23 protein-coding genes are annotated in these 22,332 nt (G+C 69.1%); 10 read left to right on the top strand and 13 right to left on the bottom strand.

What is annotated here, in order from left to right:
• From D1409_RS19910 to D1409_RS19895, 4 genes are all read right to left on the bottom strand, one after another.
• Positions 1-450, bottom strand: a complete 450-nt coding sequence (locus D1409_RS19910; protein WP_123538750.1) for a zinc ribbon domain-containing protein — start codon at positions 448-450, stop codon at positions 1-3.
• A 62-nt stretch (positions 451-512) separates the two neighbouring features.
• A complete protein-coding gene (locus D1409_RS19905; RefSeq protein WP_123538863.1) occupies positions 513-1,190 on the bottom strand; it encodes a type I 3-dehydroquinate dehydratase in 678 nt (225 codons plus the stop codon).
• 114 nt (positions 1,191-1,304) lie between these two features.
• Positions 1,305-2,270: a methyl-accepting chemotaxis protein gene (locus D1409_RS19900; protein ID WP_449404907.1), complete on the bottom strand. Its 966-nt coding sequence runs from the start codon at positions 2,268-2,270 to the stop codon at positions 1,305-1,307.
• 104 nt (positions 2,271-2,374) lie between these two features.
• Positions 2,375-3,343 carry a transcription initiation factor IIB gene (locus tag D1409_RS19895; protein ID WP_123538748.1) on the bottom strand — a complete coding sequence of 323 codons (969 nt, stop codon included), beginning with the start codon at positions 3,341-3,343 and terminating at the stop codon, positions 2,375-2,377.
• Between the two features lie 252 nt (positions 3,344-3,595).
• Here D1409_RS19895 and yjjX point away from each other — a divergent pair, with 252 nt between their 5' ends.
• Positions 3,596-4,117 (top strand): inosine/xanthosine triphosphatase, encoded by a 522-nt coding sequence (gene yjjX, locus D1409_RS19890; protein ID WP_123538747.1) that lies wholly within the window; start codon positions 3,596-3,598, stop codon positions 4,115-4,117.
• 21 nt (positions 4,118-4,138) lie between these two features.
• Here yjjX and D1409_RS19885 read toward each other — a convergent pair whose 3' ends face one another.
• From D1409_RS19885 to D1409_RS19870, 4 genes are all read right to left on the bottom strand, one after another.
• On the bottom strand, positions 4,139-5,995 hold the full coding sequence (locus tag D1409_RS19885; protein ID WP_123538746.1) for a flippase-like domain-containing protein: 1,857 nt from the start codon (positions 5,993-5,995) through the stop codon (positions 4,139-4,141).
• 92 nt (positions 5,996-6,087) lie between these two features.
• On the bottom strand, positions 6,088-7,884 hold the full coding sequence (locus tag D1409_RS19880) for a radical SAM protein (protein WP_123538745.1): 1,797 nt from the start codon (positions 7,882-7,884) through the stop codon (positions 6,088-6,090).
• Positions 7,885-7,948: 64 nt separating this feature from the next.
• Positions 7,949-8,368, bottom strand: coding sequence for a universal stress protein (locus D1409_RS19875; protein WP_123538744.1), 420 nt, complete (start codon positions 8,366-8,368; stop codon positions 7,949-7,951).
• A 74-nt stretch (positions 8,369-8,442) separates the two neighbouring features.
• Positions 8,443-10,341, bottom strand: coding sequence for an ABC transporter ATP-binding protein (locus D1409_RS19870; RefSeq protein WP_123538743.1), 1,899 nt, complete (start codon positions 10,339-10,341; stop codon positions 8,443-8,445).
• 167 nt (positions 10,342-10,508) lie between these two features.
• On the opposite strand from D1409_RS19870, the gene D1409_RS19865 reads away from it, so the two are divergent.
• Positions 10,509-11,921, top strand: coding sequence for a response regulator (locus D1409_RS19865; protein WP_123538742.1), 1,413 nt, complete (start codon positions 10,509-10,511; stop codon positions 11,919-11,921).
• 1 nt (position 11,922) lies between these two features.
• Here the strand turns inward: D1409_RS19865 and D1409_RS19860 are convergent, their stop codons facing one another.
• On the bottom strand, positions 11,923-12,711 hold the full coding sequence (locus tag D1409_RS19860; RefSeq protein ID WP_123538741.1) for a DUF429 domain-containing protein: 789 nt from the start codon (positions 12,709-12,711) through the stop codon (positions 11,923-11,925).
• Between the two features lie 131 nt (positions 12,712-12,842).
• Between D1409_RS19860 and D1409_RS24820 the strand changes: the two genes are divergently transcribed.
• On the top strand, positions 12,843-13,001 hold the full coding sequence (locus tag D1409_RS24820) for a DUF7559 family protein (protein WP_164471806.1): 159 nt from the start codon (positions 12,843-12,845) through the stop codon (positions 12,999-13,001).
• Between the two features lie 103 nt (positions 13,002-13,104).
• Positions 13,105-13,659, top strand: a complete 555-nt coding sequence (locus tag D1409_RS19855) for an Hsp20/alpha crystallin family protein (protein ID WP_123538740.1) — start codon at positions 13,105-13,107, stop codon at positions 13,657-13,659.
• 119 nt (positions 13,660-13,778) lie between these two features.
• On the opposite strand, the gene D1409_RS19850 is transcribed toward D1409_RS19855, so the two are convergent.
• Together D1409_RS19850 and D1409_RS19845 are read right to left on the bottom strand one after the other, a co-directional pair.
• Entirely contained in the window at positions 13,779-14,903 is a 1,125-nt protein-coding gene (locus D1409_RS19850; protein ID WP_123538739.1) for an NAD(P)/FAD-dependent oxidoreductase, read from the bottom strand.
• On the bottom strand, positions 14,900-15,676 hold the full coding sequence (locus D1409_RS19845; RefSeq protein WP_123538738.1) for a DUF7388 family protein: 777 nt from the start codon (positions 15,674-15,676) through the stop codon (positions 14,900-14,902). Before D1409_RS19845 ends, D1409_RS19850 begins: the two co-directional genes overlap by 4 nt.
• Positions 15,677-15,784: 108 nt before the next feature.
• Between D1409_RS19845 and D1409_RS19840 the strand changes: the two genes are divergently transcribed.
• The gene (locus D1409_RS19840) at positions 15,785-16,258 is read left to right on the top strand and encodes a redoxin domain-containing protein (protein ID WP_123538737.1); all 474 of its coding nucleotides are present in this window, start codon (positions 15,785-15,787) and stop codon (positions 16,256-16,258) included.
• Positions 16,259-16,312: 54 nt separating this feature from the next.
• On the opposite strand, the gene D1409_RS19835 is transcribed toward D1409_RS19840, so the two are convergent.
• Positions 16,313-16,894 (bottom strand): response regulator transcription factor, encoded by a 582-nt coding sequence (locus tag D1409_RS19835; RefSeq protein WP_123538736.1) that lies wholly within the window; start codon positions 16,892-16,894, stop codon positions 16,313-16,315.
• Between the two features lie 131 nt (positions 16,895-17,025).
• Here D1409_RS19835 and D1409_RS19830 point away from each other — a divergent pair, with 131 nt between their 5' ends.
• On the top strand, positions 17,026-17,301 hold the full coding sequence (locus tag D1409_RS19830) for a DUF2250 domain-containing protein (RefSeq protein ID WP_206425142.1): 276 nt from the start codon (positions 17,026-17,028) through the stop codon (positions 17,299-17,301).
• 130 nt (positions 17,302-17,431) lie between these two features.
• On the opposite strand, the gene coxB is transcribed toward D1409_RS19830, so the two are convergent.
• Positions 17,432-18,217, bottom strand: coding sequence for a cytochrome c oxidase subunit II (gene coxB / locus D1409_RS19825; protein WP_123538734.1), 786 nt, complete (start codon positions 18,215-18,217; stop codon positions 17,432-17,434).
• 208 nt (positions 18,218-18,425) lie between these two features.
• On the opposite strand from coxB, the gene D1409_RS19820 reads away from it, so the two are divergent.
• The 4 genes from D1409_RS19820 (at position 18,426) to D1409_RS19805 (ending at position 22,133) form a co-directional block, all read left to right on the top strand.
• A complete protein-coding gene (locus D1409_RS19820; protein WP_235853635.1) occupies positions 18,426-19,883 on the top strand; it encodes a heme o synthase in 1,458 nt (485 codons plus the stop codon).
• A gap of 6 nt (positions 19,884-19,889) precedes the next feature.
• Complete coding sequence (locus D1409_RS19815) at positions 19,890-20,564, top strand: DUF7546 family protein (protein ID WP_123538733.1); 675 nt, start codon at positions 19,890-19,892, stop codon at positions 20,562-20,564.
• Between the two features lie 80 nt (positions 20,565-20,644).
• A complete protein-coding gene (locus tag D1409_RS19810; RefSeq protein ID WP_123538732.1) occupies positions 20,645-20,875 on the top strand; it encodes a SelT/SelW/SelH family protein in 231 nt (76 codons plus the stop codon).
• A gap of 94 nt (positions 20,876-20,969) precedes the next feature.
• Entirely contained in the window at positions 20,970-22,133 is a 1,164-nt protein-coding gene (locus D1409_RS19805) for a polymer-forming cytoskeletal protein (protein ID WP_123538731.1), read from the top strand.
• The last annotated feature ends 199 nt before the right edge of the window (positions 22,134-22,332 follow it).

The following is a 22,332-nucleotide window of genomic DNA, read 5'->3' as shown; positions in this document are numbered from 1 at the left end:
TCAGGCGCCAGTCCCGGGATCCTCGGATTCTGACTCGGACTCGCCCTCGGTCTCCGCTTCGGGGGCGAGGCGCTCGGTACACCAGTGACAGAAGTCGAGGTCGGCGTCGACGTCCCGGCCGCAGTTGGGGCACGTCGTCCCCTCCTGGACGGCGGTCTCGGTGTTCTGCCGTTTGGCCATCCAGTAGGCGTCGATCATGCTGAAGACGGTGATGGATGCGAGCGCCAGCGCGGCCTCCGGCGGAACGCTCTCGGCGGCCCGGAGGAGCGAGTCCATCCCGATGGTCTCCGGGACCGCGTTCTCCGGCATCAGGAGCGCGAAGCTCGTCACGTTGAGGAAGAACCAGACGAGCGCCCGGAGCCACTCACGCAGGTAGACGTGGCCCAGCCCGGGATAGAGGAACGCCAGCAGAACCGCCAGCAACGGGCGCGCTTGCTTGCGTGTGCTCACTGTTGATACACCGGTTTCGGTCGTCACGCGTTGTTAACCTTCCGACTCCGGCGGATTCGGGCTCACTCGCCGTCCAGACTGTCGACGAGGCCGGCGAGCGTCGCCAGGTCGTACTGCCCCGGGGCGGTGGCGTCGGCGGGGTCGACGGGCGCGTAGCCGATGCGGGATCCGTACAGTGGCGCGACCGCCCGGGAGTGGCGACCGGCCTCGCCCATCGCCATCGTCGCCACCGTCTCGTCCGCTGTACTCGCTTCCCACGTCGCCGCGAGGAGGTCGAGCACGTCGCCAGGCCCCTCGGCGGTGACCGCGAGTTTCGCCACGTCGCCTCGCTGACCGGCGTCGGCGAGCGTCTCTCGCATCGAGTCGCGGTGCGGCGTCGCCTCGAAGTCGTGGGTCGAGACGATCACGGCCGTCCCGTGGTCGCGGGCGGCCTCGACGACGCCGGTTGCGTCGCCGGCCTCGAGCGCCGCGAGCTCCACGTCGACCGCGGCGACGGCGTCGTGTTCGACCGCCGTCCGAAGCGCGGCGAGGCGGGCGTCGTCGTCGGGCGCCTCGCCGCCCTCCCACGTCGGGCGGTTGGTCGCGACGAGCGGCAGGTCGCCGTCGTACGCCGCCAGCGCGTCGAGCGCGTCGCTCGCGAGGTCCATGCGGAACTCCACGGCGTCGGCGTGGTCGCGCGCCGCGGGCTCGGCGGACAGGTCCGTCGTCGCGGCCGTGAGGACGAACGACGAGAAGTCGATGTGCATACCGGCGCTATCGGCGAGGCGGGAGAAAAGCGCCCGGATCCGTTCCCGACGGTCGGAGCCGGCGAGGGACGACCGCCCGCCGAGTCGGGCGGTGAGTCGCGACCGCGACTACCGCTTGAGGTCGCGGATGAGGTCCTGGATCTCGTTGATCTGGGCGGTCTGTTGCTGATTGGCGGCGGCGATGCGTTCGATCTCGCCGGCGACCTCTTCGGCGCTCTCGGCGGTCACGTCGACCATCGACGCGACCTCCTCGGTGGAGGCGGCCTGCTCGTCGGTGGCGCTCGCGACCTCCTGGGCCCCCTGGGCGGCCTCCTCGACCGCTGAGTCGATCTCGCGGAGCACGTCGACCGTGTCGTCGACCTGCTCGATCCCTTCCTCGACCTGCTCGTTGGCGTGGTCGATGCTCTCGACGGTGCTCTCGGTGTCGTTCTTGATGTTCGAGACGAGCTGTTCGATCTCCGTGGCGTTCTGCTGGGACTCCTCGGCGAGGCTCTTCACTTCGTCGGCGACGACGGCGAACCCCTCGCCCGCTTCACCGGCGCGAGCGGCCTCGATGGAGGCGTTGAGCGCCAGCATGTTCGTCTGGTCGGCGATGTCGTTGATGACCTCGACGATGTCGTCGATCTCGTCGATGCGGTCGCGCAACTGGTCGACGTCGTCGGAGACCTCCGTGTTGGCCTCGTCGACGGCCTCCATCGCGTCGATGGCGTCGTCGGCCATCTCGCGCCCGTCGTCGGCGAGTTCGCGCGCCTCCGTGCTCACCTGCCGTACCTGACTCGCGCTCGAGGCGACCTCCTCGACCGTCGCGCTGAGGTTCGATACCTCGCCCGCGACCTCCCGCATGTTCTCGGACTGTTCGTTCGCGAGGTCGCTGATCTGCTGTGAGCTCTGCGAGACGCTCTCGGAGGCACGAAGCAACTCGTCTATCGCCGTCCCGAGCTCGTCGACCGTCATGTCTCCAGCTTCGTCGGAGACGTCGAGTGCCTCGTCGCCGAGGTCACCGGTATCGGAAGCCATACGCGTACCGCTGTAAGCGAACGGATTAAACGTGACCCCGCGGTTATCAGGCCTGATTGTGAACGGCCAGAAATCTGTCGTATCGGCGTCGCTCGTGCCGGACGCTACGATCGCGACGGTCCCGCCAGGGACCCGAGTTCGGCGACGAGTCGGCGCCGTCCTCAGGCCATCGGGAGGCCCTGCTCGGCCTCCAGCAGTTCGTGGTAGCGGTTTCGGATCGTGACCTCGGAGATGTCGGCGACCTCCGAGACCGCGGCCTGGGTGGTCTTCTCGTTGGTCAGCAGGGCGGCGGCGTACACCGCGGCGGCGGCGAGGCCGACGGGCGACTTCCCGGAGTGGACGCCCTGTTCCTTGGCGTTCTCGAGGAGCTTTCGCGCGCGGTGTTCGGCCTCGTCGGAGAGTTCGAGCGAGGAGGCGAAGCGCGGGACGTAGCTCTCGGGGTCGGCCGGCGCGACTTCGAGCCCGAGTTCGCGGATGACGTAGCGGTACGTGCGTGCGATCTCCGACTTCTCGACGCGGGAGACCTCGTTGATCTCGTCGAGGCTCCGGGGGACCCCCGCCTGTCGGGCCGCCGCGTAGACGGCGGCGGTCGAGACGCCCTCGATCGAGCGGCCGGGCAAGAGGTTCTCGTCCAGCGCGCGGCGGTAGATGACCGAGGCGGTCTCACGGACGTTCTCCGGCAGGCCGAGCGCCGAGGACATGCGGTCGATCTCGCCGAGGGCCTGCTTGAGGTTTCGCTCCTTGGAGTCGCGGGTGCGGAACCGCTCGTTCCACTTGCGCAGGCGCTGCATCTTCTGGCGCTGGTTCGACGACAGCGAGTTGCCGTAGGCGTCCTTGTCGCGCCAGTCGATGTTCGTGGAGAGGCCCTTGTCGTGCATCATGTTCGTCGTCGGTGCGCCGACGCGGGACTTCTCGTCCTTCTCGCCGGCGTCGAAGGCGCGCCACTCCGGGCCGCGGTCGATCTCGTCGGTGTCGACGACGAGGCCGCAGTCCTCGCACACCGTCTCGCCGCGCTCGTCGTCGACGACGAGGTGGCCGCTACACTCCGGGCAGGCCTGGTCGGCCCGCTCGTCTTCCTGTTCTTCTTCCTGTTCGTCCGTGTGGTGGGTTCTGAGTCGGGAGTCGCTCATGGCTCTGGGGCGTCGTCATCCGGGGAGGGTAGCTCCCCAAAAATCCCGGACGCGTTCGATGGTGAGACGAACATTCGGAGAAAATTTTATAAATCTTTCGGTGCGGGAACCGGGGATCGCCGTAAACAGCTCAGAGAGCGCGTATCGAGCAGTGTGTGAACGTGTTCCATACCACTAGCTGGCCACTTTATATACGATTCGCGGACGGAGACGGAGCGAAACGCCGAAGCGGTCGCTGGCACAGGTGGAGGCATGGAACGCGTCGCAGTCGGGAGCACGAACCCCGTGAAAGTCGCAGCGACGGAACGCGTCGTCGAGGAGCTGTTCGAGGCGACGGTCGTCGGCGTCGCCGTCGATTCGGGCGTCCCAGACCAGCCGACCGGGCGCGCGGAGACCGTGACGGGCGCGGAGAACCGCGCGGCCCGCGCGCTCGAAGCCGACACCGACGCGACCTACGGCGTCGGTATCGAGGGCGGAGTGGCGGACATCGGAGAGCGGCCGGGCCTCTATCTCATCATGTGGGCCGCGGTGGCGGACGGCGAGCGGCTGGAGCGCGGCGGCGGCCCGTCGCTCCGCCTCCCCGACGACATCGCCGATCGAATTCGAGCGGGCGAGGAACTCGGGCCGGTACTGGACGGCGTGCTCGACACCGACGGGATCAAAGAGCGGGTCGGCGCGGCGGGGGTCCTGACCGGAGAGGTCGTCGACCGCGAGTCGGCGCTGACCCACGCCGTCGCGGGCGCGTTCGGTCCGTTCGTGACGGAGTTCTACTGAGAATGGAGTCGACGCGGGTCGTCAGTCCTCGGGCGGCGCGGTGGCCTCGACCTCGCTTGCCTCGCGGCTCTCCTCGACGGCGGTGGTCAGCGAGACGTTGAGCCACGCCATCGAGACGAGGCCGCCGAGGATGGTGACGGCGTTTTTCACGACGTGGTCGACGATGGAGATGGCGAAGGCGACGGGCGCTGCGACGCCCGTGAACCCGAAGACGATGAGCGTGAACGCCCCCTCGTAGAGGCCGATCCCACCGGGCGACAGCGGCAGTACCTTCGCGAGATTGCCGACGCTGACGGCGAAGAAAGCGGCGGCGACCAGCGCGGGCGTCAGCGTCGTGGCCTCACCCGGAAACGCCGCGAACACGACCAGCGCCGTCACCACGTCGACGACCCAGATGACGAGACTGCCGACGCCGACGCGGGCGAAGGCGCCCCGGTCGCTGATGACCGTCTGGACGTCCCCGACGAACTGCTCGATGACGCCGGCGACGTAGTCGGCGTAGGAGTCGTTGCTGACCGCCGTGACGACGCGGTGGACGTAGTCGCTGTCCCGGCGGGCGCTGAGGAGGATCGCGGTGACCGCGAGGACCGCGGTCCCGCCGACGAACGCCGCGACCTGCAGGGCCGTCCGGGCGGCCGCGCCCGGATCGATCGTCTCGCCGCCGATACTGACCGGCGGCACCTCGGCGGCGATGGCCTCGGCGATCTGTTCGGTCCCGCCGGTCAGGACGAGTCCGACGAGAACGGTGCCCGCCAGCACCGTGATCGCCAGCAGGTCGAACACGCGTTCGATGGCCAGCGAGGCGAACCCGCTGGGGTAGGGCACGTCGCGGCGCGCCTTCACGATGTAGGCGCGGACGCCGTCGCCGAGTCGCGCCGGGAAGACGAGGTTCCCGGTCTGACTGATGAAGATCGCGCCCGTCATGAACCACGTGTCCCCCGAGTACCCCAGTCTGTCGAGGATGTCGCGATAGCGCAGCCCGCGGAGCGGCCAGGAGAACAGGTAGACGACGCCAGAGAGCGCGACCAGTCCGAGGTCCGCGCCGCTCATCGCGTCGAAGACGGCGTTCAGGTCGAACACGACGCTGACCGCGACCGCGAGCGCGAGCATCACGAGCACCGACCCCGCGGCCATGCTCACGCGCTGTGAGAGGCGCGGACTCACGGAGAGTTGCCACCACGTCCGCAGGATCTGGCTCCCCATCCCGAACACGTCCCGCACGAGGTCGACCTTCGTGTCGCCCTTGGGCTCCCAGTCGACGGGGAACTCTCTGACCCGGTAACCCCGGCGCTGGGCGAGCACGAGTACCTCGGTGTCCCAGAACCAGTGTTCGTCCTCCACGTCGCCGCGGAGCGCGTCGAACGTCTCCCGCGAGATGGCCTTGAAGCCACACTGGTGGTCCTGCATGTCCGAGCGCAGGAAGAGGCGCACGAGCGTGTTATACCCGAGGCTCGACACGGCGCGCTTTTTCGGCCGCTCGACCGTGTTCTCGGGCATCCAGCGAGAGCCCGTCGCCACGTCGTACTCGCCCGACCGGACGCTCTCGACGAGCTCCTCGAGGTGTTTCATGTCCGTCGCCAGATCCGTGTCGAAGTAGACGAGGGTCTCCCCCTCGGCGCGCTCGAAGGCGTACTCCAGCGCGCCGCCCCGGCCCAGCCGTTCGTCGCTGTGGATGTGACGCACGCGGTCGTCTTCGCCCGCCATCCGGGAGGCGATCTCCGGCGTGCGGTCGTCACAGCCGTCCTCGGCGACGATCACCTCGAACGAGCCGGCGGGGAGGAAGGTAGCCAGCGTCTCCAGCGTGACCTCGACGGTCCCCTCGATCGTGGCCTCCTCGTTGTAGGCCGGGAGAACGACGCTGACCGCGAGGTCACTCATTGGTCGAGATAGGGTCAGGGACTGGCAAGAACCTTCTGTTCGCTACTGAAAGGCCGGCCCATCTGGATGCTGCGAGCGGTGCCGACCAGCACTCAGTCGTCGGCTTCCGGCCGTCCGGCGCCGTCCGAACCGTCCGCGGCCCCGTCCCGGTCCGCGAGCCCCGGAATGGTCGGCGGCTCGGCGCCGTCGACCGTCGCGAACGTCGACAGGTCGGCGTCGGTCCCGACCGCGTCGACGGCGTCGTACGGTCGGTCGACGACGATGTCACCGGCGGTCGACCGACCGACGCCCGGGACGGCCTGCAGTTCGTCCATCGAGGCCGAGTTCACGTCGAGCGGGTAGGGCACGCCCGTCACCGAGCGGTACCCGTGGTCGGTGATCGCCACGTCCACCGTCTGGCCCAGTTCGCGCTCGCCCGGCACCGCCACGAGGAGCGCGTACGTCCCGAGCTGGCGACCGAACGTCTTGCCGTCCTGGTGGTACTCGAGGTGCACGTCGGGGAGCACGGTCCCCGGCGGTGCCACCCGCTTGAGCATCGGGTTGTCGACCTCCTCGCGGACTTCCCGCTTGTACTGCTGGAACTGCTCCGTGTGGTCGCGGGCGATCTCCGCGCCCGTCTCGGCCATCTCCGTCCCCTCGAAGGCCATCACCTGCCGGATGTTGATCCGGCGAACCATCAGCCCCTCGTCGAGGACGCTCTGGAGGAACCGCTTGTTGTGCTCGAAGGTCTCCGAGCGCTCGCCCTTGAGCCCGTGGACGAGGTTGATCCCCGGCAGGAGCTTCGGGAGTCGGCGCGCGGCGTCGTCGCCGAAGTTCGGCGCCGAGTCTCTGTCGCCGCCCGGCCGCCAGCCCGCCTCCTCGTTGACGATGCGGACGGCTTCGAGACACTCCTCGGCGGTCACGAGCAGGTTGTTCTCCTCCTGCACCAGCGGGTCCGCAGATTCGAGGCCGAACGCGGCCGTGTCGCCGGGCGTGTTGTGTTCCGCGATGATCCGGATCCCTTCCCTCGATTTCTCCGGGTAGTCCGTGATCGTCACCGGGTTCATGTTGTCGAGGTGGAGCGTCCGCAGGTCCGGCGCCACCCCGCGGATGCCGCCGTAGAGGTCCCGGAGGGCGTCGGGGTTGGGTGCCTCGCCGTCGCCACCGAAGGCGAGGATGTCGGCCTGCCGGCCGAGGCGGAAGTCGCGGGCGCCGCGGTCGTTGAGCGCCGCCACCTCGTCGACGACCGACTGCGCCGAGCGGAACGCGGGGTCGCCGTACAGCGGTTCCGTACAGAACGAACAGCGATACGCACAGCCTCGCGAGGTCTCCAGTTCGCAGATGAGGTAGTCGGGGTGGTTGGGGTGTTGCTCGATGACGAACGCGCCCTTCTCGGCCCAGCGGGCGATCTCCTCGTTGTCGCGCATCCGGTTTCCGAACCCCTCCAGCCCGTTCGCCGCGAGGTCGTACGCGGCTGCCTCCACGTCGCCCTTCGCCACGAAGTCGTAGTCCAGATCGTCGCGCTCGGTCTCCTCGGCGCCCTTGTTCTCCTCGCCGACGCCGAACCGGATGGGGCCTCCGAGCAGGGTCGTCCCGTCGGCCTCCCAGGTGAGTCGACGCACTTCGTCGGGTTCGGCGGGGGTGCCGCCGACGTACTTTCCCGGGACGGTCATGCCGCCGACGTAGATCATGAGATCCGCGTCGGCGACGTCCGACCAGTTCTGCTGGTCGTCCCGGAGCGCGTCGATAGTGTGGTAGGTGATCTGCGCCTCGGGAACGCCGGCGTCGACGAGCGCCCCCGCGGTGTACCGGGGGTACGTCGAGATGTACGGCGGCACGCCGAAGTGCGCCGGCTCGTCGACGTACCCGTCGACGATGGTGACGGAGAGGGTCGCGGGGTCCGCAGTCATGCCCGCCGATACACTCTCGACGGATAAAAGGACGACGTGTCCGGTCCGACCGCTCGACCGCCGCTTACCGGACGACTACCACCGGGATCGGTGACTGGCGAACGATCTTCTGGGCGACGTTGCCGACGAACAGCCGGTCGGCGACCGTCCCGCCGTGGGTCCCGATCACGACGGCGTCGAAGTCGTCGGTCTCGTTCAGGATCGCCCGGACCGGGCTCCCGAGCTGCACCTTCGTCTCGAGTTCCACGTCGTACTCCGCAGCGATATCCCGCGCGCTGTCGAAAACGTCCGCCGCGCGCTCCTCTGCGGCGGCTTCGAGGTCCTCCTCGAGAGCGAGTCCGGTCGCGACCCCCCACATCGACGACGGTTCGCCCACGACGTGCATGACGGTGATCTCGGCGTCGGCGTGGTTGTCGAGGGCGTACCTGAGCGCTTGCTGGGCCATCTCCGAGTCGTCCATCGGGACGAGGATCCGCGATATCATACGATCAGTACGGCCCCGACGCGAATAAATCGGTGGCCCGTCGCCCCGGGAGCGGCCGACCGCGCCGAAAGCGCCTAATCGTCCGCGCTCACGGGCCGTTCGTCGGCCTGTGCGTACCACAGGTCGGCGTAGTCGCCGCCCTCGACGAGTAACTCGTCGTGGGTGCCGCGTTCCGCGACCCGTCCCTCGTCCATGACGACGATGCGGTCGGCGTCGCGGATGGTCGAGAGCCGGTGGGCGATGACGAAGGCGGTGCGGTCCTCGACCAGTCTGTCGAGGCTCTCCTGGATGCGCTCCTCCGTCTCGGTGTCCACGTCGGAGGTGGCCTCGTCGAAGATGATGACCTCGGGGTCGTTGAGCAGGGCGCGGGCGATGGCGACCCGCTGGCGCTGGCCGCCCGAGAGCTTGATGCCGCGCTCGCCGATCTGGGTGTCGTAGCCCTCGGGGAGGTCCTCGATGAAGGCGTCGGCCTCGGCGGCGCGGGCGGCCTCGCGGACACGTTCGCGGGCGTCCTCGTCGCCGTCTTCCTCGCCGTCCAGCACCTCGCGGTCGCCGTAGGCGACGTTCTCGGCGACGGTCCCCGAGAAGAGATAGGGCTGTTGCTCGACGACGGCGACGTGGTCGCGCAGGGACTGGAGGCCGTACCCGCGCACGTCGCGGCCGTCGACGCTGACCGTCCCCTCATTGGGGTCGTGGAAGCGCGGGACGAGTTTCAGGAGCGTCGACTTGCCGGCACCGGTCGGGCCGGCGAGGCCGACCGTATCACCGGCGGAGACGTCGAGCGACACGTCCCGAACGACGGGGTCGTCGTCGTATGCGAAGGTCACGTCGTCGAAGGCGACGGCCCCGTCGATCCGCTCGGGTTCGAAGGGGTCGTCGGGCTCGGTGACTTCGGGGGCCTGCCCGAGCAGACCGAAGACGCGCTCGGCGCTGGACTTGGCCAGCTGGTACTTGTTGGCGGACTTGCCGACACGGCGCATCGGGGAGTAGAGGCGGCGGAGATAGAGGAAGAACGCGGTGAACGCCCCCGCGGAGAGGATCGCTTCGTTCTCCGCACTGGTGATGAAGTCCATCCCCGCGACGTAGAGGATGACGACGAAGACGACGCCGGTGAGCAGACGCAGGGCGGCGAAGAAGCCCCGGCGGATGCGCAGGGCGGCGACCTTCTCGTCGTGATAGGTCTGGCTCTGGCTCTCGACGCGCTCGCGCTCGAAGTCGTAGCGGTCGAAGGCCTTGATCACGGCCGCCCCGCTGAGGTTGTTCTCGAGGCGGGTGTTGAGCCGCGCGACGGTCTGGCGGATCGAGCGGTAGCGCGGTTCGATCCAGCTGAGGAAGAGCCAGCTGGCGAGGCCGATGATCGGGACGGGCGCGAGCGCGATGAGCGCGAGCTTCACCGAGTACGTCGAGAGGACGATAGCGATGCCGCCGACGGTGGCGACGACGCGGATGAACTGGCGGAACTCCGTGTTGAGGAACGACTCGAGTCGGTTGATGTCGCTGTTGAGGATCGACATCATGCCGCCGGTCTGGTGGTCGGCGAAGAACCCCATCGAGAGGTGCTGGAGGTGGTCGTAGGTGTCGTTGCGCAGGTCGCGCTGGACCTTCTGTGCGGTCGACTGGAGGAGGTACCGTGAGGCGAAGCGAGTGACCGACCGGACGAGATACGCGACCGCGGCGATGACGACCAGCCGCTGGAGGAACGAGACTTTCGCGGCCTCGCTCGCTATCTCTCCGGGCGGGAGGATACCTGCTTGCGTCAGCAGCCCCGGTTCGCTGTTGTTGAGGACGACCCGGTCGATGGCCGCGGCGACGATGATCGGCGGGACCAGTCGAGCGAAGCGCGTCAGGAAGGAGGCGAGGACACCGACGGTCAGGCGGAGCCAGTACGGCGTCGCGTAGCCGAACAGCTGGACCATCGGGTGGCGGTCGAGGTTCTCGCGGACGCCCTCGAAGCCGCCGTGTTCGTCGCTCATGCCACGGAGTACGACTGCGGACTGAAATATCCCGGGCTTGCGGTGGACGGCGCCGGTTCGACCGGGGGCCGGTCAATTCGCCCCGTAGAGGCCGCTCGGCCCCTTCGATTATCGGATACAAAAATCCGGGAGTCAGCTATAACTACCCCGGTTTGAAACGCTCTGTAATGAAACAGGCGTCGTCGATCGACGTGCTCCTCGTCGACGACAGCGGATTCTTCAGAACGATAGTCTCTGACAAGCTCAAGGCGACGGACGACATCTCTGTGCTGAAAGCGAGCGACGGGCGCGAGGCGCTGGAGATGCTCTCCGAACAGTCCGTCGACTGCGTCGTCAGCGACTTCGAGATGCCGGGGCTGAACGGGCTCGAACTGTACGAACGCGTCGAGGCGGAGTACGAACTCCCCTTCATCCTGCTGACCGGGCAGGGCGACGAGCAGACGGCGAGTCGGGCGATCGGTGCGGGCATCGACGACTACCTGCGCAAGGACGACATCGCCGAGGAGGGCCAGCTCCAGTTGCTCGCCAACCGCATCGAGAACGTCGTCGCCCAGCGCCGCGCCAACGAGAAGTACGAACTCCTGGTGAACAACACGCCCGACGAGATCACACAGGTCGGGATGGACGGGACGGTGATGGCCGCCAACGAGGCCGCAGCGCGGTCGTTCGGGACGACCCGGACCGATCTCGTCGGGGACCACCTCTCGGACGTGCTCCCGACGGACACCGCGGCCAAGCGCATCGAACACGGTCGCAGAGCGCTCACGGCGGGGTCGGCCGTCACCTTCCAGGACGGGTTCGGCGTCCGGCACTTCCACAACGTCGCCGCGCCGGTCAGCGTCGGCAGCGAGTCGGACTCCTTCCAGCTCATCACCCGCGACATCACCGAACAGAAACGCCGCGAGCGCGAACTCCAGAGCCGGACCGAGAAACTGGCCGTCATCAACCGACTGGTCCGTCACGACATCAACAACGACATCCAGCTGCTCGTCGCCTGGGCCGACGGCGCCGGCGAACACGTCGGCGAGGAGGGCCAGGAGTACGTCGACCGCATCCAGCACACCTGTGGGCACATCGCGGAACTGACGACGATCGCGCGCGACTTCGTGGACACGATCGGCAGCGACGAGAAGTTCGACCTCAAGGCCGTCAACGTCCGGTACATCCTCGAAGACGAGGTCGAGAAGGCCGACAGACAGCACGAGGACCTGACGGTGTCGGTCGACGGCGAGATCCCGAACGCGCCCGTCAGGGCCAACGAACTGCTCTCCTCCGTGTTCGGCAACCTCCTGAGCAACGCCGCCCGACACAACGACTCCTCGGATCCCGCGGTGACCGTCGGCGTCGAGGAGACCGAGACGAAACTGCGCGTTCGCGTCGCCGACAACGGCCCCGGCATCCCCGACTCGCGGAAGGAGTCGGTGTTCGGCAAGGGCGAGATGGGGCCGGAGAGCCCCGGGACCGGCATCGGCCTCTACCTCGCGCACACGCTCGTCGACCGGTACGGCGGCAGTATCGCCGTCGAAGACAACCAGCCCACCGGCACGGTGTTCGTCGTCACGCTCCGGAAACAGGCCTGACTTACACGTAGATGTGTCCCTCTTCGCGAGGGCCGAGGCGCGGCGGATCGGCCGTGACGCGACCGGCCGATACGGCGGCCGCGAGGCTGTCGAGCGCGTCGTGGTTGCTCTCGTAGGTGTCCCGAAATCCGCCGACGTCGACGCTACAGGCCTCGATACCCTCGAGGTTCGCGGAGCGGCGCTGTCGGTGGTCGCCCTTGTACCCCTCGCGATAGAGCCCGAGCCAGCCGAACGTCGCGGCCGGATACACCTCGACGACGCGGGTGTCGCCGCGTCCGCTCGACTGCATGGGGGCGACCGACACGTCGGGCGTCTCGGCCAGGCCGGCGAGGACGTTCCGGATCCCGTAGTACGTCTGGTACTGGACGCGCGTTCCGTACGGACAGAGCGCCGCCCGTCTGAGGTCGGTCTCGCGGCGGAGCGCGGCGGTGCCGTCGCCGGTGTATCCGCGCGCCGTCGACCGGCAGGTCGAGGCGAACGTGTCGGGGTCCTCGGGCCCGCCGGTCGAGAGCCACTCGACGAGACCGAGCCAGGTCCCGCCGCAGTGTTCGTCGAGCAGTGCCTGCGGGAGACTGAACGGGAAGTCCAGGCCCGCGACGGCGAACCCGTCGGTCACCCGTCGGCGCACGCCGGCGTGTGCGCGCTCGCGGTCGGTCCCCCACTCGTCGGCCGCCCGGTAGCAGTCGTCGACGACCAGCCCATCCCCCGTGTGGCGCGCCTCCGTCAGCCAGATGGACCGCCCGGCGTCACTGGCCCCGCTGAAATCGACCCCCAGGACACGCGAACCCATACCAATCGTCTCTCACGCGTCCGATATGAAAGTTCGCCTTCCCAGGGCGACTGCGCCCGGTTTCGGGAGTCGACGGCGCCGCTCGCGGGAGTGGCGAAAACAGTATCCGTCGGCCGTCCCAACCCGCGAGCATGCCACCGACGAAAGAGGTCAAATGCACGAGCGACGACTGCTTCCTCGACATGTTCGAGAACCACTACACCTACGACATGCCCGACGACCACTCCGTCGACGACCTGCAGTGTCCGGTGTGTGGCGGGACGGACTGCCTCGAAGAGATCGAACTATAGGGGCCGCCGACCGCCCTACCCGCGCCGATTCTCGCCGACCGCCGGCTTCTGTCCCGACGGCGCGGGCACAATCCTGAAGACGACACCGGCCTAATCGGCAGGTATGAACACGATCCGCGACATCGGCGAGTCGCTTGGCAACGCAGTCCTCGAGAACGTCGGCCGGGCGATGGGCCGCGCACAGGAGCGGACGCCGCTGCCGGTCGATCTGCTGGAGAGCGAAGACGCCTACCTCGCGGTGTTCGACGCGCCGGGCGCCCGGGGCACGGACGTACAGGTCCAGTACGACGACGGGAGCGTCGAGGTTCGCATCGACCGCTTCCGCGGGTTCCACGAGGGCTTCGACATGCGCTATCCGGGCCGCGGCCTCGCGCTCGACGGCAGCGTCGACCTGCCCGACGACGCCCGCGTCGACGCCACCGCGGCCACCGCGACGCTCCGCGAGAACGGAACCCTCGAAGTCCGCGTCCCGAAGGTCGACGAACCGGTCGCCGACGAGGTGGACGAAGCCCTCGAGACCGAGTCCGTCGACGAGACCGACGCCGACGAACTCGACGCCGAGACGACGGCCACCGCCGGCGACGAGGGCGACGAGACAGCGGAGACCGACGCGGACGACTCCGAGGACAGCTGGGAGACGGCCGACGACGACGAGTAACCGACCGCGGACGCACTTCTTCCGACGCTACGTCTCGCGGGTCGCTTTCGAGGCGTTCGTTTCACTCACGCCTCGCTCTCACCGCTCGCTTTCGAGGCACTCCCTTCAGTCGTGCCTCGCTACTCTCCGACCGTCATCCCCTCGACCACCTCGAACTCCTCGTCGCCGTCGAAGCGACGGGGATCGAACGCCTCGACGCCGTCGCCACCGAGAATCTCGGCCGCGACCCGCTCACCGAGCGCCGGTGCGCGCATGAACCCGTGGCCGTGCCAGCCCGTCGCGACGTACAGACCGCGCTCGATCCGACCCAGCAACGGGTCGCGGTCGGGCGTGGCCGTACAGAGGCCCGCCCAGGACCGGGCGAGGCCCCGAGTCGTCCCGGTCGTCTCCGACACCCAGTCCAGTGACGCCTGCTCGAACGACGCGTCGGCGTCGCGCTCGTACTCGTCCGGGTCGGACTCGCGCTCCTCCGTCCCGTCGCCGACGAGGAGGCCCCCCTCGCACGGGCGAGCGTAGCGACTCTCCGTCGCGTCGTAGAACGTCGGGACATCCGCGGCCCCGTCGAAGGGGTTCGTCACGAGCGCCTGCACGCGGTACGGTTTCATCGGGATCGGAACGCCGACGCCGGCGAGCAGGCGCTTCGTGTGTGCGCCCGCCGCGACCAGCACGCTGTCGAACCGCTCGGTTTCCGATGGCGTCGTCACCGCAGTCCCACCGTCTGCGAGTTCCACCGCGGTCCCGGTCCTGAGGGCCGCGCCGGCGGCTTCGGCCCGCCCGCCCATCGCCCGAACGTACGAACCGGGGTCGAGATAGCCGGCGTCACGGGCGACTGCGGCCGCGGCCACGTCGACGGACGCGAGCGCGGGGAAGCGCTCGGCGACCGATTCGCCGTCGAGCAGTGTCACGTCGCGTCCGTTCGCGCGCATGCGTTCGACGCTCTCGCGGACGGCGTCGGCCCGGCGGTCGTCGCCCGCTCGCGCGAACCAGACGTACGGGTGGTCGGTGAACTCGATCGCACCGTCCTCGTCGAGAGCGCGGAAGCGCTCGACGGCGCGCTCGGCGACCGCGGCGTCGGTGTCCTCGGCGAAGGCGTCGTAGGCGATACCGGCGGCGCGGCCGGAGGCACCGCTGGCCAGTTCGTCGCGCTCGTAGAGGGTCACGTCCGCTCCGGCGGCGGCCAGGTCGCGGGCGGCGGTCACGCCGACGGCCCCGCCACCGACGACGGCGACGCGTTCGGACGTCACAGGAAGGGGTCGAGCCCGCGGGCTGGGTAGCCGACGATCAGGTCCGCCCCGGCGTCACGGAGGTCCGCGACGCGGTCGGTCACGCCGTCGACGTCGCCGACGAGGCCGTAGTCGCGGACGGCCTGCGAGAGGACTTCGCGGGCGCGCCCGTCGGCGGTCGCGTCGGTCGGTGCGCCGTCGGGAAGCGCCGACGCGACGGGACCGCGCCGGGCGGCGTAGGCCCCCAGCGCGTCGAGGACGCAGTCCTCCTCGTCGGTGAGGACGGTCGGCGCGTACACAGCGATCTCCCCCTCGTAGCCGGCGTTTCTGAGCGCGCGGACGCGGCGGTCGGTGCCGGGACCGAGCAGTTCGAACTGCGTGCCGCCGACGGCGAGCGCGATCCGTTCGATCCCCTCGGTGCCGACCCAGGGGTCCCGGCTCCGCGCGGCGGCTTTCCGGAGCCGTGGCGCGACGGCCCGCGCTCGCTCGGCGTCGGTGAGATACGCGGAGTGCCCGGCGACGAGCACGCGCCGAACGGCCCGGGGCAGCGCCCTCGTCAGGTCGTCCTCGCCGAGCGGGTCGAAGCCGTCGGCGCGGACGGGCGTCGTGACGCGCACGTCCGTCTCGGCCGCGAGGTCCGCGAGCGTCTCCGGCGACGGCAGGTGCTCGCGGCCCTCGTAGTCGACCGCGAGCGCGTCGACGTCGAGGTCGGCCGCGCGCTCGACGTCGACCTCCGCGGGTTTGATCGCGACCGCGTCGATCCCTGCCTGCGCGAGCGTCGCACCCTGAAGCATCGTGATAGCTGAGTATCCAGCGGCGGGGAAAAGCTCTGTCGCTTCACGCGGATCACCGACCGCGCCCCTCCATACTTATCGGGTTCTACTGCCAAGGACCACTAATCGATGCTCACAGACGGAGACGCCGCGCCCGACTTCATCCTCCCGGGTACCGACGGCGACGAGGTCCGCGAGTACATGCTCGCCGAACGCACGAGGGACGGTCCCGTCGTCCTCGCGTTCTACCTCTTCGACTTCCACCCGGCCTGCACCGACGAGCTGTGCGCGATCCAGAACTTCGGGTGGTTCGACGTGCGCGACGACACGACGGTGTTCGGGATCTCCCGGGACAGCGCCTTCAGCCACCGGGCGTTCGCCCGCGAGTACGACATCCCCTTCCCGCTCCTCTCGGACAGCGACGGCGCCGTCAGCGAGCGCTACGGCGTCAGGTACGACGAGCTCGCGGGCCACAGGGACGTGTCGAAACGCGCCGTCTTCGTCGTCGACGGCGAGACGAAAGTCCGGTACAGCTGGGTCGCCGACGACCCCGTCGAACAGCCCGACTGGGACGAGGTCCAGGCCGTGCTGGACGAACTCTGAACAGTCCGGCTCCCCAACGCATTCGGAGGGTCGCGACCGACGACGACCCCTGACCTACGACGACCCGCGACCGATGTCGCGGAAGGTGTCGACGATCTCCTCGAAGTCGGGGTGGGACTCCTGCAGTTCCCGACCGAGCGCTTCGGCCTCGCGCTTTCGGTCCTCGTACTCGTCGCTCTCGGCCAGTTCGGCCGGCGTGAGTTCCTCCTCCAGCACTTCGAGCTTCGAGACCACGGAGAAGAACGCCTCCAGCTTCGGGTCGCCCGAGCGTCTGCTGTCGAGTTGCTGGTCGAGCGTCGTCAGGAGCGTCTCCGTCTCGATCGGTTTCGAGAGGTAGTCGTCGAAGTCCATCTCGAGGATGTTGAGGTCGGGGTCGACCGCCGTCGTCATCACGACGACGCAGTCGTAGCCGCGCTCGCGGATGGTCGCGAGCACGTCGTCGCCGTGGACGTCGGGCATGCGACGGTCGAGGAGGACGGCGTCGACGGTCTCGTCCATCGCGTCGAGCGCGTCCGCCCCGCCGTAGGCGACGATAGTCTCGTACTCCTCGCGGATCTTCAGCGCGAGCATGTCCGCTACCTCCGCCTCGTCGTCGACCACGAGGACCGTCGGCCGGCCGTCGACACTCGATGACACGTCTCTACTCGCGTTCAGGACTGCCCGGGTTTCACTCTGTTGGCCTCCGCTCCCGACCGCTTTCGCCCCGGGTCCCGTCAGGCCGATACTGTTATGTGTGAACAAGACACATGGTACGTCGGGGATATCCGATGTCACAGTACCCAGACTGGTTCCGCCGTGCAGACGCAGCGATCCTGAGCTACCTCTCGCGAGAACGGCCGACGTACACACCGCTGATCGCGAACCGTCTGGGAATGCCCACGGACTACGCCGAGGAGCGAGTCGAGAATCTGGTCGACGCGGGGCTCGTCGAGCCGGTGAGCGCGGAGGTCGTCTACCGGATCACCGAGCGCGGCGAGCACCAACTGGCCGCCTACACCGAGCACGAGGGCGCACCGGAACCCGGGCTGGTCGTACCCAGCTAACCCCGGCCAGACCGGTTACGACCAGCTCCGTCACTTCGATCCGACGTACCGACTACGAGTCGTCAGTAGAGAGTATCCGCGAGCCGCGCACGGGTGAGAGAACAGTCGCGTCGGGGAGTGCCGTCGTCGGTCAGGGGCTGAGCGCGCTCGTCTCGTTGCCGTCCGCGCCTGCCTCGGCGTCCGCGCCGCCGTCGTCGCTCTGCTCGTCGAGCCAGCTCTGGTACTCCGACTGGCTGCGGACTTCGACGGTGCCGAGCATCTGCGAGTGACCGACGCCGCAGTACTCGGCGCAGTAGAGCTGGTGTTCACCGGTCTGGGTGGGCTTGGTGAGGATGTAGTTGGACTGACCCGGGAACGCGTCGGACTTCAGGCCCATCGAGGGGACGTGGAACGCGTGGAGCCAGTCGGTCGACGTGATGTTCAACCGCACCGGCCGGTTCGCCGGCAACACCAGCGTGTTGGCGCTCGTGACGTCCTGTTCCGGGTATTCGAACTGCCAGTTGTACTTGACTGCCGTCACCTGGACGTCGACGATCTCCTCTTCGTCCTCGGTGACCGTGTCGACGCCGGCGTCCGCCCCGGTCGCCGTGACGTACGGTTCGGCGAGCACCTGGTAGGACGCGACGCCGACGAACAGGAGGATGATCGCCGTTGCGACGGTCCAGGTGATCTCGAGTCGGCGGTTCTCCTTCGTCGGGAGCGGCGACTCGTTCTTCCGGAACTTCCAGACGGTGTAGAAGAGGATGGCCTCGACGAGCACCGTGATCGGGACTGCGATGTACATCAACTGGTTGTTCAGGTCCCAGATGAGTCGCTCCGTCGTGGAGTCGGCCGACTGTGCGGCGGCGGGTTCGATCGCCACCGCTGCCAGGGCGGCCGCGAACAGCGTCAGGAGTGCGACGCGCTTACCCTTCATCGTTGCTCGGGGCTTGGGAACGTCCGCATATTAACGTGCTGAATCCCGTCGCCGTGTCCGGGAGATGATGAATGTCGATAGAGGGTCTGTTCCCGAACGTGTGCGGCCGGTTCGAATATGTTCGAGCGGGCGCGTCGGTTCCCCGCCGGCGAAGCGCGGACACTAAGTGCGAACGCCCCAAAGCCGGGGTAACAGCGGGGTTCACTACGTGTTCAGACGCGCCACTCGACCGGACTTCCCGAGCCTGATCGCAGCGACCGCACTGGGCGTCTACCTGCTCGTCGTCGCCGGCGCGACCGCGTCGATCGCCGACGCCGCGCGAGCCTGTTCGAGCTGGCCCGTCTGTCGCGGCCCGGTCACGCTCTCGGACCCCGCACTCCTCGTCGCCTGGGGCCACCGCACCGTGGCCCTGTTCGTCGGGGTCCTCGCGCTCGCGACGGCCGTCGTCGCGCTCCGCAACCGCGAAGGGATCCGTCTTCGCGTCCTCGTCGCGCTCGGTATCGGCATCGCACTCTTCCCCGTCCAGATCGGCCTGGGCGCGTTCGTCGCGACCGCCGGACCGACCGCCGCCCTGAGTGGCGCCCATCTCATCGTCGGCGTGGCGCTCTTCACCGCTATCGTCCTCGCGCTCGCGTGGCACCTCGAACCGGCCCAGTCCGACGCGCCCGAGGAGGGCTGGGCCGTCGAACCCGGCGTCGACGCGGCCGAGTCGGTGTCCGAATCCGACGCACCGGCCATCGACGCACCGGCAACCGACGCGCCGGCTCCCGCGCCCGCGGACCTCCCGCCACTCCGGCGCGCCACCGCCACCCTCTCGGCGTACTTCCGACTGACGAAGCCGCGGCTGATGTGGCTCCTCTGTCTCGTCGCCGCCGCCGGGATGGCCCTGGCCGCGACGGGCCGACCGGACCTGACCGTCCGCGCCGTCGTCCTGACCCTCGGCGGGGGCGTCCTCGCCATCGGGGCCTCGGGGACGTTCAACCACGTCCTCGAGCGCGAGAAAGACAAGAAGATGGACCGGACCTCGGATCGGCCGATCGCGACCCACCAGATCCCCGTCCGGCGGGCGGTCGCGTTCGGCGTCACGCTCGCCGCGAGTTCGCTCGCCGTGTTCGCGCAGGTGAACCTGCTCGCGGCCGCCCTCGGGCTGGTCGCCATCCTGTTCTACAGCGTCATCTACACCCTCGTGCTCAAGCCGAACACCGTCCAGAACACGGTGATCGGCGGCTTCGCCGGCGCGCTCCCGGCGCTCATCGGCTGGGCGGCCGTCACCGGCACGTTCGGCCTGCCGGGCCTGGCGCTCGCGGGCGTCATCTTCCTGTGGACCCCGGCGCACTTCTACAACCTCGCGCTCGCGTACAAGGAGGACTACGCCAGGGGCGGCTTCCCGATGATGCCGGTCGTCCGCGGCGAGGCCGAGACGCGCAAACACATCCTCTACTACCTCGCGGCGACGCTGGTCGCGGCCGTCGGCCTCGCGGCGCTGACGGATCTCGGCTGGGTGTACGCGGCGACGACCGTCGTCTTCGGCGGCGTCTTCCTCTGGGCCGTCATCCGACTGCACCACGAGCGCACCGAGTCGGCGGCGTTCCGAGCGTTCCACGCCTCCAACGCCTACCTCGGGACGCTCCTGCTCGCCATCGTCGTCGACGCGCTGGCCGTCTGACCCACCATGGCAACTACCCGCACCTCGATCCGCGACAGCTTCGACCCGGGCCGAGAGACGCTCCTGTGGAGCGCGCTCGTCCTCAACACCGAACTCGTGCTCGTGCTCGTCTACGCCGCCGTCGGCTCGCAGGAGTTGCTCTCCGCGCGCGGCCTCCGCATGTGGCTCTACCCGTTCGTCTGGATCAACGTCTCGCTGTGGGCGCTCGTCAAGACGTCCCCGGCGTCGGCCTCGACCCGCAATCGACGCATCGCTGCCGCCCTCGCGCTCGGCTACTTCGGCGTCCTGGCCTACACGGGCGGGCTCGTCGGCCACGCTCACGGCCCGACGACCGCCCGGATCGCGTGGTCGCTCCCCCCGGGCTGGTCGCCCACGTTCATCTACAACGGGAACGGCGTCGCCCTGACGCTCATCCCGTACAAACTGGTCGGGTTCGTCACCCTCGCCTACCTCGTGTACGCGACGATACTCGACGCCGCCGGGTCGGCCGTCACCGGCGTCCTCGGACTGCTCTCCTGTGTCTCGTGTAGCTGGCCCGTCATCGCCTCGCTCGCGACCGGCATCGCCGGGAGCGGATCCGGCATCGCCGCCGCGGTCACCGACGGCTCCTACGGCATCTCCACCGTCGTCTTCGTCGCCACCGTCGCGCTGCTGTACTGGCGACCGTTCGGTCGTGACTGACGGGCGCTCACCGACTCGCCCGACACCGCCCCGCCGCCCGCGCCGGACGTTTTATCCCCGCTTCCCACGGAGTGGCCCCCATGACACGAGTCACGCTGGAGTACTGCGTCCCCTGCGGGTTCAGGGAGCGCGCGCTCGACACGCAGGAAGCGATCCTCACGAGTCTCGAAGCCGAGATCGACAGCTTCGAGCTCTCGATGGGCGACAACGGCGTCTTCCGCATCGAAGTGGACGGCGAGGTCGTCTTCGACAAGGAGGCCGACGACTTCGACGTCGACGGCATCGTCCGTGACGTGCGATCCGAGCTCTGAGCGACAGAACTGGTATTTAATTCTTCCCCCGGACTACCGGCTCGGAAAGTCTCGTTCGGTACTTACCGGGTAGGGAGTTCTCTGTCCAGTTGCGATGGTCAAGTTCGGAACGGAGGCCCGCTCGTCGCGGGCCGTCGCACTCGTGTGCAGCCTCGTCGTCGCGCTCGCGCTCCTCCCGGGTGCGGCGGCCGCAGTACCCGCTCTCGCGGACGGCCCCGACGCCGGTTCCGCGCCCGCCGACCAGACTGTCGGCGACGACCTGGTCGTCGGACCCGACGAGACCGTCTCGGACGACCTGACGGTCGCGAGCGGCGACGTGCTCGTCCGCGGCACGGTCGAAGGCGACCTGACCGCGATGGCCGGGTCGGTCGAGGTCACCGGCGACGTGACCGGCGACGTGACCGCCACTGCGGGGTCGGTCACCGTCGACGGTCGCGTCGGCGGGACGGTCGAGGCCGCGGCGGGCTCGGTCGACGTCGGCCCCGACGCAGTCGTCGAGGGCGACGTGGAAGCCGCCGCCGGGACGGTCACCGTCGATGGCACGGTCGAGGACGACGTGACCGGGAGCGACACCGTCCGCCTCGGAGACGGCGCGTCGGTCGGCGGCGACGTGACCTACGGCGAGGAGATCGAACGCGCGTCCGGCGCGACCGTCGACGGGAGGATCTCGGAGGACGACAGCCTCGGCTGGCAGTTCGACAACGCCGAGTTCGGCCTCGTCCTGGGCGACGAGTTCGCGGGCGTCCCCTCCCTGCTCGTCGCGGTCGTCTCCGGCTTCTCCGCGCTCGTCGTCGGGGGGCTCCTGCTCCTGCTGTTCCCCGAGTTCACCGCGGAGATGGTCGAGACGGTGACGACCGACCCGGTCCGCGCCTCCGCGGCCGGAGTCGCGACCCTGATCGCGGCGCCCGCGGTGTTGATCGCGACGGCGATGACGCTCATCGGCATCCCGCTGGCGCTGGCCGGCGGCGCGGTGTTCGCGCTCCTGGTCTGGGTCGCGCTCGTGTACGGCGAGTTCCTGGTCGGCGACCGCGTGCTCGCCGCCGCCGGCGTCCACAACCGCTGGGCCGCGCTCGCGCTGGGCGTCTTCGGTGTCCAGGCGCTCGGCCGCGTCCCCGTCTTCGGCGACCTGATCACGCTCGCCGTCACCCTCCTCGGACTCGGCACGGGCGCTCTCGCCCTCGCCGCCCGCTGGCGGGGCGACGGCGGCGACGACAGCGTCGAGTCACCTCCGCCGAACCCGTCGCCCGATCCCGTCTGACGCACATCCGCCCTCCCACTCCGCTGACGCCCAACCGCCCTCCATCAGCCCCCCACCCCGCTGACGCACATCCGCCCTCCCACCCCGCTGACGCATATCCGTCCTCCATCAGCCCCCCACCCCGCTGACGCACATCCGCCCTCCCACCCCGCTGACGCACATCCGCCCTCCCACCCCGCTGACGCACATCCGCCCTCCC

This window comes from Halosimplex salinum (assembly GCF_003730195.1).
Taxonomy (GTDB): Archaea; Halobacteriota; Halobacteria; order Halobacteriales; family Haloarculaceae; genus Halosimplex; species Halosimplex salinum.
The sequence above is the reverse complement of the archived record's forward strand: the minus strand, read 5'-3'. Positions and strand labels throughout refer to the sequence as shown.